Raw genomic sequence first — 16,915 nt, 5'->3', positions numbered from 1 at the left:
GGGCCATGCGGCTAGTTAAGTAACGCTCAGCGCGCGCTTCAGCCAGGCCCGCGCCATGCGCCATTCCCGGGTCACCGTGGACTCGGAGACCCCCAACGCCTCGGCGGTTTCGGGGATGCTCAGCCCGGCAAAGTAGCGCAGTTCAACGATGCGGGTCTGGCGGGGGTCGATCGCCGCCAGTTGCTCCAGGGCCTGGTCCATGGCCAGAAGATCGGCGCCAAAGGGATCGCCGGTCGCTAGCCCATCAAGCTGGACGCGATCGGCCGGAGTCGGCCGCTTGGCGGCGTTCTGGCGCCTGGCATAGTCGACCAGCACGTTGCGCATGACGGTGGCTGCAAACAGCAGAAACTCGCGTCGATCGGCCCAGCTCTGGTACTCGGTTCGGGCGATGCGCAGCCAGGCTTCGTTGACCAGGGCGGTGGCCTGCAGGGTGTGATCGCGCCGCTGCGCGCCCATCTGGCGGCCGGCCATGGCGCGCAGTTCCTCGTAGACCAGCGGCACCAGCCGGCTGAAGTCCCGGTCGTCCTCGCCGCTGCAGCGCTGAAGAAGATCGGCGATTCGACGCGGGTCAGGGGAAGACATGATTGAATGGTCTATCTGGCATGACCCATCACCGGCAGCTTGAGAATTTTTAGAATCGCACATCCTCAAGCATTTTTCATCGCGCGCGCAGATACCCTACAATGGCAAGCGTGGGAATGGATTTCAACCACGGGGTTAGGCAGTGCTCCATGCACCAAATTGAACGAACACCGAGCCGCTTGGGGCCGATTCCGGGACTGATCCTGGGGCCGATTCTGGGGCTGATGGCCATGGGCAGCCTGCCGGCTGCCGATCGGAGCGAGAGTCCCGCCTGCCTGATCGAGTCCGTGGACGCGCTGTCTGCCGCCGAGCCTAAGATGGACACCCCGTCGAATCCGGCCCCGCTGCAGCTGCTGGTGACCGAGCCGGCAGAAACCGATCCCACGCTCGGTCCGCTCTGCGTCGGCGAGCGCCTGGCCACCCTCAGGCTCAAGCTCGTCCCCGGTCAGACGCGGTCGGTGGTCCTGGTCAGCGCGTCCAGCGTCGCTATCCCGCTGCAGGCAGCCGAAATTGACTCAGCACGAGAGAACGAGGACAACGGCGCCTGGCAGGTCGCCCTGCGCCCGATCAGCGCGCAAGATGGAGCGCGCGCGGCTCAGATGATCGAGTTGACCGTGACGGCCGGCACGGGCAACAGCCGGGGCCAGCAGCAGTCTTTCCGGCTGTTCGAGGCGGAACGTTTGTCCCAAGAGGCCAAAACCCCGGTGCTGGAACTGGTGCTGGAGTCGCTGGAGGCCGAGCGCATGTTCCGCGACAACTTCAAGGTCGAGCCCAGCGTCGGCCAGTTCAGCCAGCGAACCCGGCAATCCGGGCCCGCCGATGATCGCGCTGGCCGGGACGCGGAAAGCGCAACGCGCTAAGCCACTAGTCGCCCACTAGCCGACGAACGCGCTCAGGCACAGGCTGATCAGGCCGCCGGAGAAAATCCCCAGCGCCAGCATCGCCACGCCGTTGACGGTCAGCACCGCGCGGAAATCAACCGGGGCGGTCAGCGGGCGATCGCTCTCCGGTTCGTCGAAATACATCAGCTTGACCACCCGCAGGTAGTAGAAGGCGCCGATCACCGCGGTCAGCACACCGAGCACCGCCAGCCAGGTAAAGCCAGCGGCAATCGTCGCGGCAATGACCTGCCACTTGGCGAAAAAGCCCAGAAACACCGGGATGCCGGCCAGCGAGAACAGAATCATCATCATCAGGAAGGCGTGCCAGGGGTTGCGCCGGGCCAGGCCCTTGAAGTCGTCGAGCTGGTCGGCCTCGCGGCCATCGGCCGAGACCAGGATCAGCACGGCAAAAGCGCCGGCCGACATGATGGCGTAGGCAATCGCATAGAACATGGCCGCCGCGTAGCCCTCGGGCGTGCCGGCCAGAATCCCCAGCAGCATGAAACCCATGTGCGAAATGGTCGAGTAGGCCAGCATGCGCTTGATGTTGGTCTGGGCAATGGCCACGACGTTGCCCAGGATCAGCGACAGACCGGCGATCACAACCAGCATGCCCTGCCAGTCGGCGTGCAGCCCGCCCAGTCCGTTGTCGAGCAACCGGATCGCCAGCGCCAGACCGGCCAGCTTGGGCACCGAGGACACGAACAGCGCGATCGGCAGGGGCGCGCCGTGGTAGACGTCGGGCACCCACATGTGAAACGGCACCGCGCCGAGCTTGAAGGCGACCCCGATGACGATGAAGACCAGGCCGAAGGTCAGCAGCATGGAATCGCCGGCGCCGCCGCCCAGGGCCGCGCTGATCCCGGCCAGCTGCAGGCTGCCGGTGGCGCCGTACAGCAGGCTCATGCCGTAGAGCATCAGGCCCGAGGCCAGCGAGCCGAGAATGAAGTACTTCATCGCCGCTTCCGAACCCAGGCGCGACTCGCGGTCCAGCGCCACCAGGGCATAAGTCGACAAGGCCAGCAGTTCCAGGCCCAGGTACAGCGTGATCAGGCTGGCCGAGGACATCAGCACCATGACCCCGAGCAGGGCGAACAGGCTCAGGGTATAGAACTCGCCCTTGAACAGATCGAACTGGCGCAGGTAATGCTTGGCGTAAACGAACGCCCCGGCCAGGATGAGATAGCTGAACACCTTGAGGACGTCGCTAAAACGATCCCGCACAAAGGTGTCGCTGAAGGCGTAAGCGACCTCGCCCGGCGCCATCATCAGGCGCAGCGTCAGGATCGCGGTGAACACCAGCGCGACCACCGCCAGCATATGGGTCAGGCCGCGGCGCTCGGTGGGAATGAACAGGTCGGCCAGCAGAATACCGCAGGCCGCGGCCAGCAGGAAGATCTCGGGCAGGGCGAGTTGCAGCTCGGCTAGCGTCATGACGAAGACGCAACCTGGTCTGGGGATCTGTAGCCTCGCCCTTTGGGATCTCTGCGTTTATCTGCGTTCATCTGCGCTTCCATTGCATGTAACGGGTCAAGGCAGCTTGGACTGCATGATGTGCTCGACCAGTTCGGCCACCGACACTTCCATCACCTCGATCAGCGGGAACGGCCAGACTCCGACCCCCAGAACGAACGCCGCCAGGATCACCATCAGCGCCCACTCGCGGCCGGTCAAGTCCTTGAGTCCGGCCACGGCCGAACTGGCCACCTCGCCGTAGAACACCCGCTTGACCAGCCACAGGCTGTAGGCGGCACCCAGCAGCAGGCTGGTGGCGGCGACGAAGGCAAACCAGAAACTCGCCTGGAAGGCGGCCAGGATGACCATGAACTCGCCCACAAACCCGGAGGTGCCCGGCAGCCCGGAGTTGGCCATGAAGAACAAAACGGCAAACATCGCGAACCAGGGCATGGTGTTGGCCACGCCGCCGTAGCTGGAAATCTCGCGGCTGTGGACGCGGTCGTAGAGCACGCCGACGGCCAGGAACATCGCGCCCGAGATAAAGCCGTGGGAAACCATCTGGACCATGCCGCCGCTGATCCCCAGCCCGGCGCCGGCGACATCGCCGGTATTGCGGGCAATGGCAAAGGCCAGGAACAGCCCCAGGGTGACAAAACCCATGTGCGAGATCGAGCTGTAGGCGATCAGCTTTTTCATGTCGCTCTGGGCCAGGGCGACAAAACCGATGTAGGCGATCGCGACCAGCGACAGGCCTATGACCAGCCAGTCCAGCGCGGCGGCTGCGTCCGGGGTGATCGGCAAGGCAAACCGCACCAGCCCGTAGCCGCCGATCTTGAGCATGACGGCCGCCAGCACCACCGAGCCGCCGGTCGGCGCCTCGACGTGGGCGTCGGGCAGCCAGGTGTGCACCGGCCACATCGGCACCTTGACCGCGAACGCGATCAGGAAGGCCAGAAAGACCAGGATCTGGGCATCCAGCGCGATCGGCAGCTGGTGCAGGTCGGCCACGGCAAAGCTGCCCGACTGCAGGTACAGCCACAGCAAGGCGACCAGCATGAACACCGAGCCGAAGAAGGTAAACAGGAAGAACTTGACCGTAGCGTAGATCCGGTTCGGCCCGCCCCAGATCCCGATAATCAGAAACATCGGCACCAGCATGGCCTCGAAGAACACGTAGAACAGCAGCGCGTCCAGGGCCGAAAACACCCCCACCATCAGGCCCTGCAGCAGCAGAAAGCTGGCCAGATACAGGTGCGGCCGATCTTCGATCCGCCAGCCGGCGACGATAATCAGCCCGCCGATCAGGGTGGTCAGCAGAATCAGCGGCAGCGACAGACCGTCGATGCCCAGGTGGTAGTGGATGTTGAACGCGCCGATCCAGACGGCTTTTTCCTGGAACTGCATGGCCGCGGTGGTCGTATCGAACCCGGCGTACAGCGACAGCGACAGCGCAAACACCGCCAGGGCAATCCCCAGCGCCAGCGGTCGGACCAGCTTGGGCGAGCGCTCACCCAGCGCCGCAACAAGCACGGCGCCGAGCATGGGCAGCCAGATCAGCAGACTGAGCAGGGGCCATTCAGACATCATGCATCCCCCTCATCTGAGCAGCACGAACGAAGCGACGATGGCCACCAGGCCAATGATCATCGCAAACGCGTAGTGGAACAGGAATCCCGACTGCAGGGTGCGCATCGCCCCCGACAGCCGGCCGACCAGGCTGGCCGTGCCGTTGACCAGCCAGCCGTCGATGATCATGCCATCACCGCGGTTGGACAATCCGCCGGCCAGCTTGCGGGCGCCGCCGGCAATGCCTTTCAGGTACAGATCGTCGAACCCGTACTTGTTGTCGAGAATCTTCCACAGCGGCAGCGCTTTCTGCTTGACCGATTCGGCGAGACCTAAGTTGAACAGGTAAATCCAGGTCGCCAGCCCCACCCCGAGCATGGCGAGCCAGAACACCGGGGTGACGAAGCCGTGCAGGGCGAAGGCGAACGGACCGTCGTCGAACTTGTAGGCCAGCTGGGCGACCACGTCGTGAGCCTCGCGCACGAAGATGGCATCGGCCAGCGCGCCGCCGAACAGCAGCGGCACGACGGTGAAATAGCCGATCAGCACCGACGGGATGGCCAGCAGGATCAGCGGAATCGTCACCACCCAGGGCGACTCGTGGGCATGGGCACGGGTTTCATCGTCCATGCGGCTCTGGCCGTGAAAGGTCAGGTACAACAGCCTGAACGAGTACAGCGCCGTAATCACCACGCCGGCGTAGACGGCGAAGGTGGCAAAGGCCGCGCCCGGACGGTCTGCCAGCTTGACCGCCTCAATGATCAGGTCCTTGGAGTAAAAGCCCGAAAAGAACGGAAAACCGATCAGGGCCAGCGAGCCCAGCCAGGCGGTGGCGGCCGTGATCGGCAGGTAGCGGGCCAGCCCGCCCATTTCGCGCATGTCCTGCTTGTGGTGTAAGGCGATGATCACCGAGCCGGCGGCGAGGAACAAAAGCGCTTTGAAAAACGCGTGGGTCATGAGGTGGAAAATCGCCACCGAGTAGGCCGACGCGCCCAGGGCGACGGTCATGTAGCCCAGCTGTGACAGGGTCGAATAGGCGACCACGCGCTTGATGTCGGTCTGCACGATCCCGACCAAGCCCATGAACAGCGCGGTGATCGCGCCGATGATCAGGATGAAGCTCAAGGCGGTGACCGAGGCTTCGAACATCGGCGACAGGCGCGCGACCATGAAAATGCCGGCCGTGACCATGGTCGCGGCGTGGATCAGGGCCGAGATCGGGGTCGGGCCTTCCATGGAATCCGGCAGCCACACGTGCAACGGCACCTGGGCCGACTTGCCCATCGCGCCGATAAACAGGCAGATGCAGATGAAGGTCATCACCGACCATTCGAGCCCGCCGAACACTCTGATGGTCTGTTCTTCCATCGCCGGCACGGCGGCAAACACGCTGCTGTAGTCCAGCGAGCCGGCGTACATGAGCACCGCCGCCACGCCCAGGAGCAGGCCGAAATCGCCGGCGCGGTTGACCAGAAAGGCTTTCAAGTTGGCCCGCACGGCCGACTCTTTCTTGAACCAGAAACCGATCAGCAGGTAGGACACCACGCCGACCGCCTCCCAGCCAAAAAACAGCTGCAGGAAGTTGTTGGCCATCACCAGCATGAGCATGGCGAAGGTGAACAGGTTGATGTAGGCGAAAAAGCGCTGGTAGCCGGGATCGTCGTGCATGTAGCCGACGGTATAGATGTGCACCATCAGCGACACGAAGGTCACCACCACCATCATCAGCGCGGTCAGGCTGTCGACGAGAAAGCCGATCTCGAAGCGGAAGCCGTCGGTCACCGCCCAGGTATAGAGCGTGTAGTTGAGCACCGGCAGGTCGTTGAAAAACACCTCCCAGGCGACGAAGCCCGACAGGCCGAACGAGGCCGCCACGGCCAGGATGGTGACCCAGTGCGCCCCGGCCCGACCGATGAACCCGCCGAACAGGCCGGCCACCAGGCATCCGGCCAGCGGCAGCAACGGGATCAGCAACAGAATCGTCTGGATAGTCACCGCGCTACCCCTTGAGATCGGCCAGTTCTTCGACGTCGATCGAGCGTCGATTGCGGAACAGCACGACCAGGATCGCCAGGCCGATGGCGGCCTCGGCGGCCGCCACGGTCAGGATAAAAAACACAAACACCTGGCCGTGCATGTCGCCGAGAAAGTGCGAGAAGGCGACGAAGTTCATGTTGACCGCCAGCAGCATCAGCTCGATGCACATCAAAAGAATCAGCACGTTCTTGCGGTTCAGGAAGATGCCGGCGACGCTGATGCAAAACAGCACCGCGCCCAGGGTCAGGAAATGCGCAAGCGTCAACATGTTCAGCCGCCCTCCTCGTCACGCCGGTCGCCCCGGGAATCGCTGGCGGCATCCTCGGCGACCATGCTCACCAGGCGGACGCGCTCGGCGCGCTTGATCCGCACCTGGCGCGACGGGTCCTGCTGTTTGGTATTCGTTCGCCGGCGATGGGTCAGCATGATCGCCGCGATAATCGCCACCAGCAGCAAGACGGCGGCGACCTCGAACGCAAACAGGTAGTCGGTATACAGCAGCAGGCCGAGCTCGCGGGTGTGGCTGTAGCCTTCCGGCTGGGGCGTGGGCATGCCGACGGTTTCCAGGCCCCGGGTCCAGATCACCAGAAACATCTGCAGCGCCATGGCAAAGGCAACCAGCAAACCCACCGGCAAGAACCGCGACACCGGCTGCTTGGCCAGGCCGGAGCGAATATCGAGCATCATGACCACGAACAAAAACAGCACCATCACCGCGCCCACGTAGACCAGCACCAGCACGATGGCCAGGAACTCAGCCTGCAGCAGCAGCCAGATACAGGCGGCCGAGAAAAACGACAGCACCAGAAACAGCACCGCGTAGACCGGGTTGCCCACCGTGACCACGCTGAGCGCAGACAGGACCAGAATGGTCCCGAACAAATAAAAAACCAGCTCGATGATTGGCATGCCCTGACTCTGTTATCCCTTCAAATCGCTGCTAGCGGTAGGCCGCGTCCTGACGCCGCGCAGCGGCAATCCGGTCTTCGAACCGGTCGCCGATCGCCAGCAGCTGCTCCTTGGTCACGATGTGCTCGCCGCGATTCTCGAAGTGATACTCGCTGATATCGGTCTCGACGATGGAATCGACCGGGCAGGACTCTTCGCAGAAACCGCAATAAATGCACTTGAACAGATCGATATCGTAGCGCGTCGTGCGCCGGGTGCCGTCCTCGCGCTGGTGCGAATCGATGGTGATGGCCAGCGCCGGACAGACCGCCTCGCACAGTTTGCAGGCGATGCAGCGCTCCTCGCCGTTGGGGTAGCGCCGCAGCGCGTGCAGCCCGCGGAAACGCGGCGACTTCGGGGTTTTCTCTTCCGGATAGTTGAGCGTCTCTTTCGGACTTTTCCAGTAGCGAAACGTCAGCGCCAGCCCGCTGAACAACTCCAGCAGCATCAGTGACTTGAGATATCGGGTTACCGTGTGCATGGCGATCAGCCTCCGTACAGCCCGGACACGCGCAGGGCGCCGGCGACCATGACCCAGACGATGGTGATGGGAATGAACACCTTCCAGCCCAGGCGCATGATCTGGTCGTAGCGGTAGCGCGGGAACGTCGCCCGGAACCACAGGTAGAGGAAACAGAAGATCACGGTCTTGGCCAGGAACCAGTGCAGACCACCCTGCCCAAGCAGGGTATCACCGATCACCGGCAAGCCCTGGAACGGCGACAGCCATCCGCCCAGAAACAGCAGCGCGGCCAGGGCCGAGATCAGAATCATGTTGGCGTATTCAGCCAGAAAGAAGACCGCGAAAGCCGACCCGGAATACTCGACGTGAAAGCCGGCGACGATCTCCGACTCGCCCTCGGCAACGTCGAACGGGGCGCGGTTGGTTTCGGCCACCCCCGAGATGAAATAAATCACGAACAGCGGCAGCAGCGGCAGCCAGAACCAGCTCAAAATACCGCCCGACTGGGCCAGCACGATGCCGCTGAGGTTGAGCGTACCCGACAGCACGACCACGCCGACCAGGGCGAAACCCATGGCGATCTCGTAGCTGACGGTTTGGGCCGCCGAGCGCAGCCCGCCCAGCAGGGCGTACTTGGAGTTCGACGCCCAGCCGCCGATGAGGATGCCGTAAACACCCATGGAGGTCATGGCCAGGATGAACAGCAGGCCGGCATCGATGTCGGCCAGCACGATCCAGTCGTTAAACGGCACCACCGCCCAGGCGGTCAGCGCCGGGGCCAGCGCCAGCACCGGCGCCAGCAGGAACAAAAAGCGGTTGGCGTCGGCCGGAACAATCAATTCCTTGAACAGCATCTTGAACAGATCGGCAAACGGCTGCAGCAGACCCAGCGGGCCGACCCGATTGGGCCCGCGCCGAACCTGCATGTAGCCGATGACCTTGCGCTCGAAGTAGGTGAAATAGGCCACCGCCATGGTGATCGGGAGCACCACCATGAGCACCTTGGCCAGGGTCCAGAGCAAAGTGATGAGCTGGTCGATCATTCGCGGTCAGCCTCGAGCGAGATCGGGCCATAGGCTGGACCGAGCGAGGCCACCTCGGGCACCGCGACGGGCAGCCACAGCGCATCGACGGCAACGGCGCTGTCGAGCCGCAGCTCAAACGCCGCCTCAGCATAATCCTGATCCTGGCGGACCCGAACGCGCTGCGCTTGACTCAGCCCCAGCCGTTCGGCGGTCGCCGGATGAAGACGCGCGACCGGCGCATCGGCGTGGCTGGTCTGCTGCAGCGGCCTCGATCGGCGCACCAGGGCATCACCGGCAAACATCGGCACATCACCGATGCGGGCCAGCTCTTGATCGCTGACCGCAGGCGGGGTCAGGTCCTTCGCCAAACTCTGCGCGTCGGTCTCGGTCCTGGTCGTCGCATCGGCCTGCAGGCTGTCAACCACCGCTTCCAGGGAAACGAAATCGAATCCTTCCAGACCCAGCATCTCGCCCAATCGACGCAGGATCTTCCAGCCCTCCCGGGCCTCAAAAGGCGGCTTGATCGCGGCCCGGAATGCCTGGTCGGTGCCGTCTAGATTGATATAGGAGCCGTCGGTTTCCGGTACTGCAGCCATCGGCAACAGCACGTCGGCCACCTCGAGCAGGTCAGGACCGGCGAAGCTGGTCACGGCGACGACGGTCTCGGCCGCGCCCAGCGCGCCCATGGCCCGGGCCGGATGCGCGGTATCCAGCGATGGCTCCAGATCGACCAGCAGGTAGCTCTGGCGCGGGTCGGACAGCATGGCATCGGCCGCCAGGCCCCGCTCGCCCGGCACCGTACCCGCGCGCCACGCGCCCTGGCTGTTGGCCGGGCCGGGCAACACACACAAAAAGATTTGCAGGCGCTCGGCCAGGCACTCGGCCAGCGCGCGCAGCTGCGAGGCCTGCGGATGGTTGAGCGCGCCGTCGCCCAGCAGCAGCACGGCCCGATCGGCCGCCTGGAGCGCAGCCACCGTTCGCTCGGCCGGCGCGTCCGCCTCGGTCTTGGCGAGCAGTTCGCCCAAAGGCCCGTCGGGCAGCTTGCCGTCGGTCGCCGCGAGCGCAGCCCGGGTCACCCGCGCCAGGGCCTGGACCATGGCCTGCGGCGCGACCGTGATGCGTTCGGCCAGGTCGAAATGAAAATCGTAGGCGACCGGGTTCAGGTCCATGATCCTGGCCCCGTGCAGCCGCCAGGCGGTGCGCACGCGGTGGCCCAGTATGGGCTGGTCCTGGCGGATATTGCTGCCGATCAGAAAGATCGCATCGGCCTTGGAGATCTCGGCGCTGGAAACATCCATGCGCGCTTTTCCGGCCAGCGGGTGATCGCTATCGACCATGCGCACACGGTGATCGATGTTGCTGCAGCCCAGGCCGTCGCTCAAACGCCGCAGCAGGTGATGCTCCTCGGTGGTCGCGCGCGGGCTGACCAGCACGCCCAGCTGCTCGGGGCCGTGCTGATCGATCACCGAGCGCAGCCCGGCGGCGGCCGCGTCCAGGGCCGTGGTCCAGTCGCAGTCCTGCCACTGGCCTTGGATTTTGATCTTGGGTGCGGTCAGGCGGTCTTCGGCCTCCAGGCCGAAATGCGAGTAGCGATCGCGATCGGCCAGCCAGCATTCGTTGATCGCTTCGTTGTCGCGCGGCACGCAGCGCATGATTTTGCGCCCGCGTACGTGGTAGTAAAGGTTCGAGCCCAGGCAGTCGTGGCTGCCGACCAGCGCCCGGGCGCGCATTTCCCAGGGCCTTGCCGAGAACCGGAACGGCTTGTTGGTCAGCGCCCCGACCGGGCACAAATCGATGATGTTGCCCGACAGCTCGGACTGGATGTTGCGCTCGACGAAGGTTGAAATCTCGGTGTGCTCACCGCGCCCGATGCCGCCCAGTTCGGCGGTGCCGGCAATCTCTTCGAGAAAGCGCACGCAGCGCGTGCAGTGGATGCAGCGGGTCATGTCGGTGGACACCAGCGGGCCTAAGTTCTTGTCCTTGACCACGCGCTTGCGCTCGGTAAAACGCGAGACGGAGCGGCCATAGCCCATGGCCAGGTCCTGAAGCTCGCACTCGCCGCCCTGGTCGCAGATCGGGCAGTCGAGCGGGTGGTTGATCAGCAGAAACTCCATCACCCCGCGCTGGGCGTCGACCGCGCGGCGCGACTCGGTGAACACTTTCATGCCTTCGCCCACCGGCGTGGCGCAGGCCGGCAGCGGCTTGGGCGCTTTTTCCACATCGACCAGGCACATCCGGCAGTTGGCCGCAATCGACAGCTTGTGGTGGTAGCAAAACCGCGGAATGTCGATGCCGATGCGGTCGGCCGCCTCGATGATCATCGAACCCTTGGGGGCCTGGACCGCCTGGCCGTCGATTTCCAGGGTGACGAGGTCGGTTTGCTGGCGCTCAACAGTCGCCATCACAAGCCTCCGCATCGACCCGGAAAAGCGGTTAACCGCGGATGAACGCAGATTAACGCAGATGCTCTGGGAAATGCACAGCGCGTCCCCGATCGATCCGCACAGCTCAACTTGTGCGACCATCCGGACTGTCGTTCAATCAAAAATCCGCGTTTATCTGCGTTCATCTGCGGTTCCATAAATCAAGTCAAAGCCATCTTCAAGCAGCCGCGCCAAGCTTTTCAGAAACGATCGAGCGGCCGTGGGCGATGTAGTACTCGAACTCGTGGCGGAAATGGCGCAAAAAGCCCTGCACCGGCCAGGCCGCGGCCTCACCGAAGGCGCAGATGGTATGCCCCTCGATCTGGCCGGCGGCCGAAAGCAGCAGATCGAGATCTTCGGGCCGGCCCTTGCCGTCCTGGATGCGCCGCAGCACCCGGTACATCCAGCCGGTGCCCTCGCGACACGGCGTGCACTGCCCGCAGGACTCTGCATAGTAAAAGCGCGCGATCCGGGTACAGGCCGAGACCATGCAGGTGGTCTCATCCATGACGATCACGGCTCCCGATCCCAGCCCGGAACCGGCTTTTTGCAGGGCGTCGTAGTCCATGGTGACATCCATCATGGTTTCAGCCGGCAGCACCGGCATCGACGACCCGCCCGGGATCACGCCCTTGAGCGCGTTGCCGTCGCGCACGCCCCCGGCCAGATCGAGCAGCTCGGCAAACGGGGTGCCCAGGGGCACTTCGTGGTTGCCGGGTCGGTTGACGTGGCCGGAGACCGAGAACACCTTGACCCCGCCGTTGTTGGGCTTGCCCAGGTCCAGAAACCAGTCCGGGCCGTTGCGAAGAATCGCCGGCACCGAGGCCAGGGTTTCGGTGTTGTTGATCGTGGTCGGCTTGCCGTAAAGGCCGAAATTGGCCGGAAACGGCGGCTTGAAGCGCGGCTGGCCTTTCTTGCCCTCCAGCGACTCCATCAGCGCGGTTTCCTCACCGCAGATGTAGGCGCCGGCGCCGAGCACGTTGTAAATATCGATGTCGATGCCCGAGCCCTTTACGTTCTTGCCGAGATAGCCGGCCGCGTAGGCTTCCTTGAGCGCTTGCTCGACGCGCTCGAAGGGCTCGTGGTGGAACTCGCCTCGCAGGTAGTTGTAGGCCACCGTCACGCCCATGGCGTAGGACGCGATGGCCATCCCTTCGAGCAGCGCGTGCGGGTTGTAGCGCAGGATGTCGCGGTCGTGGCAGGTGCCCGGCTCGGACTCGTCGGAATTGCACAAGAGGTATTTCTGCACCGGCGCCGAGCGCGGCATGAACGACCACTTCAGGCCCGTGGGGAAGCCGGCGCCGCCGCGCCCGCGCAGGGCGGATTTCTTGACCGCCTCGATGATTTCTTCCTGCGAGGTCTTTTCTTGCAGGATCTTTTCCCAGGCCTGCCAGCCGCCGATCGCGCGGTAGGCCTCCAGCGACCAGCAGCGCTTAGCGTTGAGGTGGGTGAAAACGACGTGGGGCTCAGTCATGGCGATCACTCCAGTCCATCGAGGATCTCGTCGATCCTCTCAGGCGTGAGGTTTTCGTGGTAGTGGCCGTCGACGATCATCATCGGCGCGCCGACGCAGGCGGCAACGCACTCCTCCTCGATCTTCAGAAACACGCGTCCATCGGGCGTGCTCTGGCCCATCTTGATGCCGAGCTTGTTTTCGACCTGCTCGACCACCTTGTCGGCGCCGCACAGCATGCACGAGATATTGGTGCAGATCGAAATCGAGTGGCGTCCGACCGGCCGGGTTTCGAGCATGGAGTAGAAGTTGGCGACCTCGTAGGCCCAGACCGGGGGCACGTCGAGGTAATCGGCTACCGCGTCCATCAGTTCGCTGGACAGCCAGCCGCCGTTTTGCCGCTGGGCGGCATACAGCGCCTGGATCAGGGCCGAGCGCCGGCCTTCCAGACCTTCCGGAAACTTGCTAACCCAGTGATCGATGGTTTGACGGGTGGTGTCTTCGAGCAGCTCGGCCTTGCCGACCACCGGGCGCTCGGTCGCCTGCAGGCTCATCGGTCAACCTCCCCGAGCACGATATCCTGGGTCGCGATCAGCGCCGGTATGTCGGACAGCATGTGGCCGCGTGCCATCTCGTCCATGGCCGACAAGTGAACAAAGGCCGGGCCACGCAGATGAACACGGAAGGGTTTGTTGGCCCCGTCGGAGATCAGGTAGCAGCCGAACTCGCCCTTGGGCGCCTCGATGGCCGCGTAGGCCTCGCCTTCGGGCACGCAGTAGCCTTCGGTAAAGAGTTTGAAGTGATGGATCAGGGCTTCCATGTCGTCCTTCATCTCGGTCCGGGTCGGCGGCGAGACCTTGAAGTTCTTCAGCATCACCGGCCCCGGGTTGGCGCGCAGCCAGGCGATGCACTGCTGGATGATCCGCGCCGATTGCCGACACTCCTCGATCCGCACCAGGTAGCGGTCGTAGCAGTCGCCGTTGCTGCCGACCGGAATATCGAAGTCGACGTCGGCGTACTTGGCGTAGGGCTGTTTTTTGCGCAGGTCCCAGGCCACCCCGCTGCCGCGCAGCATCGGGCCGGTGAAACCCATCTGCAGGGCGCGCTCCGGCGAGACCTCGCCGATACCGACCGTGCGCTGCTTCCAGATCCGATTGTCGGTCAGCATGGTTTCGTAGTCGTCGACCCGGTCGAAGAAGTCACCGGTGAAGGCTTCAAGGTAATCGAGCAACGAACCGTTGCGCCAGCGGTTCATGCGCTCTAAATCCTGGCCCTTGCGCCAGCGCGACTCGGCCAGCTTGGGCATCTGCTCGGGCAGGTCGCGGTAGACGCCGCCCGGGCGGTAATAGGTCGGGTGCATGCGCGCTCCCGAGACCGCCTCGTATGCGTCCAGCAGGCCTTCGCGCTCGCGGAAAGCCCAGAGAAACACCGTCATGGCGCCCAGGTCGAGCGCGTTGGAGGCCACCCACATCAAGTGGTTTAAGATGCGGGTGATTTCGTCGTACATGGTGCGGATGTACTGGGCCCGCTCCGGTGCCTCAATGTCGAGCAGATGCTCGATGGCGCGCACATAGGCGTGCTCGTTGCACATCATCGACATGTAGTCCAGCCGGTCCATGTAGCCGATGGAATGGTTGAACGGCTTGGTTTCGGCAAGCTTTTCGGTCGCCCGATGCAGCAGGCCGATGTGCGGATCGGCGCGCTCGACGGTCTCGCCGTTGAGCTCCAGGATCAGGCGCAGGGCGCCGTGCGCGGCCGGGTGCTGGGGGCCGAAGTTCAGGGTGAAGTTGCGGATCTCGCTCATGCCGGCTGGTCCTCGCTCTCACCGCGCGGCATGTCCACGTAGCGACTGTCGCGTCTAACCACGCGCGGCACGCCCACCCGCGGTTCGATCTCCACCGGTTCATACACCACGCGCTCTTTTTCCTCGTCATAGCGCACCGCCACGTTGCCCACCAGCGGAAAATCCTTGCGGAACGGATGACCGATGAAGCCGTAGTCGGTGAGGATGCGGCGCAGATCCGGGTGGCCCTCGAAGATGATGCCGAACAGGTCGAAGGCCTCGCGCTCGAACCAGTTGGCCGAACTCCAGACCTCGATCAGCGACGGTACCACCGGCAAATCATCGGCCGGCGCGTAGCAGCGCAGCCGAAGGCGACGGTTGTGGGCCTGGCTGAGCAACTGGACAACCGCGGCAAAGCGGTTCGGAAAGTCTTCGGCTTCCGGCCGCTCATCCCAGCTGAACCGGCCCGGGCCGGCCGCATCGACCCCGCGCGAGAACCCCGAGCCACTGGCCTCAGCGGTCTCCCATTCGTCGTCGCCGTAGCCCAGGTAATCGACGCCGCACAGATCGATCAGCTGCTGGAAGGCAAAGCGCGGATCATCGCGCAGCTGCCAGGCCACATCCAGCCAGTGCTCGGCCGGAACCACCGCGGTCAGCTGGCGCCGGTGCTCGATCAGCTCGGCAATCTTGTCGCCGAACACTTCGCGCAGCTGCTGCGCCAGGGTCTCGTTGCGCGGGCTGAAAGCACTCATGCGCGGGCAATCGTGTTGGTCCGACGGATCTTTTTCTGCAGCTGCAGGATGCCGTAGACCAGCGCTTCTGCCGTCGGCGGGCAGCCGGGCACGTAGACATCGACCGGCACGATCCGGTCGCAGCCGCGGGTGACCGAGTAGGAGTAGTGGTAGTAGCCGCCGCCGTTGGCACACGAACCCATGGAAATCACCCATTTCGGGTCGGCCATCTGATCGTAGACCCGACGCAGCGCCGGGGCCATCTTGTTGACCAGAGTGCCGGCCACAATCATGACGTCGGACTGGCGCGGGCTGGGTCGAAAGACCATGCCGAAGCGGTCGATGTCGTAGCGCGACGCCGCCGAATGCATCATCTCGATCGCGCAGCAGGCCAGACCGAAGGTGACCGGCCACATCGAGCCGGTGCGCGCCCAGTTGATCAGCGCATCCACGCTGGTCGTGGCGAAGCCTCGCTCAATGAGCGGATTGTCGTTGCCCGGACGCAGGATGTCGTCGACGATGCCTTCCGGCTCCGGGTTATGGAGCAAGGTGCTTATTCCCATTCCAGCGCTCCTTTCTTCCATTCGTAGACGAAACCGATGACCAGAATCAGCAAAAACACGCCCATGGCCACGAGCCCGGTCAGTCCGATTTCGTCCAGCACCACCGCCCAGGGAAACAGGAAAGCGATTTCCAGATCGAAAATGATGAACAGGATGGCAACCAGATAAAACCGCACGTCAAACTGCATGCGCGAGTCGTCGAAGGCCTCGAAGCCGCATTCGAACGCCGAATCCTTGGCCCGGGAGGGGTTGCGCGATCCCAGGATTCCGCCGGCCAGCAGCAGGACCACGCCCATGCCCATTCCGACGACCAGGAACACCAGGATGGGCAAGTAATCGGTCAGCATGCGCTCTCCATCGTTCAATACGGGAAAAGAAAATCGAACAGCGAGAAGCGCCGTTACCAGCGCTACTGCCCGACCCCTTTTCCTGTTGAGTTTGGTGCCGAAGGCCGGACTCGAACCGGCACGGCTTTCGCCACTGCCCCCTCAAGACAGCGTGTCTACCAATTCCACCACTTCGGCAACAAGATCAGGTGAACAACTTAACAGCCCGGCAGCGGCCGGGCCGTCAATCAGGCGGTGGCTGGGCAGGCTCATCCGGTGTTTCGGCCTCGCCCTGCGAGCTCTCGCTTTCGGCCTCACCCGGCAGCGGCAAGAACGCATCGTCGGCTGGCTCCTGCTCCTCGATTTGCTCGGCCGGCGGCAGGGTCTGGATCCCTTCGACTACGCCCAGGTCATCCGGCGCCTCGGTGATCCCGCCGCTGCGCGCGGCAATGACCGCCATCGACAGGCTGATCGCGAAAAAACCCACGCCCAGCCAGGTGGTCAGACGGGTCAGGAAGCTCGCTGACCCCCGCGAACCGAACACCGTGCCCGAGGCGCCTGCCCCGAAGGCCGCGCCCATGGTCGCACCAGGCCCACGTTGAACCAGCACCAGGGCGATCAACCCCGCAGCCAGAACGACGTGCAAAACAATCAGAACCGTATACAACATTGATGT

Annotated in this window: 17 protein-coding genes and 1 tRNA gene; 1 reads left to right on the top strand and 17 read right to left on the bottom strand. The window is 64.0% G+C overall.

Annotation, left to right across the window (positions count from 1 at the left end; genetic code table 11):
* Nucleotides 1-15: 15 nt before the first annotated feature.
* Nucleotides 16-582, bottom strand: a complete 567-nt coding sequence (locus G3I74_RS10105) for an ECF-type sigma factor (protein WP_164211461.1) — start codon at nt 580-582, stop codon at nt 16-18.
* A 179-nt stretch (nt 583-761) separates the two neighbouring features.
* On the opposite strand from G3I74_RS10105, the gene G3I74_RS10100 reads away from it, so the two are divergent.
* Nucleotides 762-1,442 (top strand): hypothetical protein, encoded by a 681-nt coding sequence (locus tag G3I74_RS10100; protein WP_203594666.1) that lies wholly within the window; start codon nt 762-764, stop codon nt 1,440-1,442.
* A gap of 15 nt (nt 1,443-1,457) precedes the next feature.
* Here G3I74_RS10100 and nuoN read toward each other — a convergent pair whose 3' ends face one another.
* The 16 genes from nuoN to secG form a co-directional block, all read right to left on the bottom strand.
* Entirely contained in the window at nt 1,458-2,897 is a 1,440-nt protein-coding gene (gene nuoN / locus G3I74_RS10095; RefSeq protein ID WP_164211459.1) for an NADH-quinone oxidoreductase subunit NuoN, read from the bottom strand.
* A gap of 96 nt (nt 2,898-2,993) precedes the next feature.
* On the bottom strand, nt 2,994-4,508 hold the full coding sequence (locus G3I74_RS10090) for an NADH-quinone oxidoreductase subunit M (protein WP_164211458.1): 1,515 nt from the start codon (nt 4,506-4,508) through the stop codon (nt 2,994-2,996).
* Between the two features lie 9 nt (nt 4,509-4,517).
* On the bottom strand, nt 4,518-6,476 hold the full coding sequence (gene nuoL, locus G3I74_RS10085) for an NADH-quinone oxidoreductase subunit L (protein ID WP_164211661.1): 1,959 nt from the start codon (nt 6,474-6,476) through the stop codon (nt 4,518-4,520).
* A 10-nt stretch (nt 6,477-6,486) separates the two neighbouring features.
* Nucleotides 6,487-6,792: an NADH-quinone oxidoreductase subunit NuoK gene (gene nuoK, locus G3I74_RS10080; RefSeq protein WP_164211457.1), complete on the bottom strand. Its 306-nt coding sequence runs from the start codon at nt 6,790-6,792 to the stop codon at nt 6,487-6,489.
* Nucleotides 6,793-6,794: 2 nt separating this feature from the next.
* Nucleotides 6,795-7,433 (bottom strand): NADH-quinone oxidoreductase subunit J, encoded by a 639-nt coding sequence (locus G3I74_RS10075; protein WP_164211456.1) that lies wholly within the window; start codon nt 7,431-7,433, stop codon nt 6,795-6,797.
* A gap of 31 nt (nt 7,434-7,464) precedes the next feature.
* On the bottom strand, nt 7,465-7,953 hold the full coding sequence (gene nuoI / locus G3I74_RS10070; protein ID WP_164211455.1) for an NADH-quinone oxidoreductase subunit NuoI: 489 nt from the start codon (nt 7,951-7,953) through the stop codon (nt 7,465-7,467).
* A 5-nt stretch (nt 7,954-7,958) separates the two neighbouring features.
* A complete protein-coding gene (nuoH, locus tag G3I74_RS10065) occupies nt 7,959-8,978 on the bottom strand; it encodes an NADH-quinone oxidoreductase subunit NuoH (protein ID WP_164211454.1) in 1,020 nt (339 codons plus the stop codon).
* Nucleotides 8,975-11,362 (bottom strand): NADH-quinone oxidoreductase subunit NuoG, encoded by a 2,388-nt coding sequence (nuoG, locus tag G3I74_RS10060; protein ID WP_164211453.1) that lies wholly within the window; start codon nt 11,360-11,362, stop codon nt 8,975-8,977. The genes nuoH and nuoG overlap by 4 nt, the downstream gene beginning before the upstream one ends.
* A gap of 199 nt (nt 11,363-11,561) precedes the next feature.
* Complete coding sequence (gene nuoF, locus G3I74_RS10055; RefSeq protein WP_164211452.1) at nt 11,562-12,857, bottom strand: NADH-quinone oxidoreductase subunit NuoF; 1,296 nt, start codon at nt 12,855-12,857, stop codon at nt 11,562-11,564.
* A gap of 5 nt (nt 12,858-12,862) precedes the next feature.
* Complete coding sequence (nuoE, locus tag G3I74_RS10050) at nt 12,863-13,390, bottom strand: NADH-quinone oxidoreductase subunit NuoE (protein ID WP_164211451.1); 528 nt, start codon at nt 13,388-13,390, stop codon at nt 12,863-12,865.
* Nucleotides 13,387-14,640 carry an NADH-quinone oxidoreductase subunit D gene (locus tag G3I74_RS10045; RefSeq protein ID WP_164211450.1) on the bottom strand — a complete coding sequence of 418 codons (1,254 nt, stop codon included), beginning with the start codon at nt 14,638-14,640 and terminating at the stop codon, nt 13,387-13,389. The genes nuoE and G3I74_RS10045 overlap by 4 nt, the downstream gene beginning before the upstream one ends.
* Nucleotides 14,637-15,371 (bottom strand): NADH-quinone oxidoreductase subunit C, encoded by a 735-nt coding sequence (locus G3I74_RS10040; protein ID WP_164211449.1) that lies wholly within the window; start codon nt 15,369-15,371, stop codon nt 14,637-14,639. The genes G3I74_RS10045 and G3I74_RS10040 overlap by 4 nt, the downstream gene beginning before the upstream one ends.
* On the bottom strand, nt 15,368-15,913 hold the full coding sequence (locus G3I74_RS10035; RefSeq protein ID WP_164211448.1) for a NuoB/complex I 20 kDa subunit family protein: 546 nt from the start codon (nt 15,911-15,913) through the stop codon (nt 15,368-15,370). The genes G3I74_RS10040 and G3I74_RS10035 overlap by 4 nt, the downstream gene beginning before the upstream one ends.
* Nucleotides 15,904-16,260: an NADH-quinone oxidoreductase subunit A gene (locus tag G3I74_RS10030; RefSeq protein ID WP_164211447.1), complete on the bottom strand. Its 357-nt coding sequence runs from the start codon at nt 16,258-16,260 to the stop codon at nt 15,904-15,906. The genes G3I74_RS10035 and G3I74_RS10030 overlap by 10 nt, the downstream gene beginning before the upstream one ends.
* 92 nt (nt 16,261-16,352) lie before the next feature.
* Nucleotides 16,353-16,437, bottom strand: a tRNA-Leu gene (locus tag G3I74_RS10025).
* A 46-nt stretch (nt 16,438-16,483) separates the two neighbouring features.
* Complete coding sequence (gene secG, locus G3I74_RS10020; protein WP_203594664.1) at nt 16,484-16,909, bottom strand: preprotein translocase subunit SecG; 426 nt, start codon at nt 16,907-16,909, stop codon at nt 16,484-16,486.
* Nucleotides 16,910-16,915: the final 6 nt, after the last annotated feature.

Origin of the sequence: Wenzhouxiangella limi (assembly GCF_010499265.1) — a bacterium.
GTDB lineage: Bacteria > Pseudomonadota > Gammaproteobacteria > Xanthomonadales > Wenzhouxiangellaceae > Wenzhouxiangella > Wenzhouxiangella limi.
The sequence above is the reverse complement of the archived record's forward strand: the minus strand, read 5'-3'. Positions and strand labels throughout refer to the sequence as shown.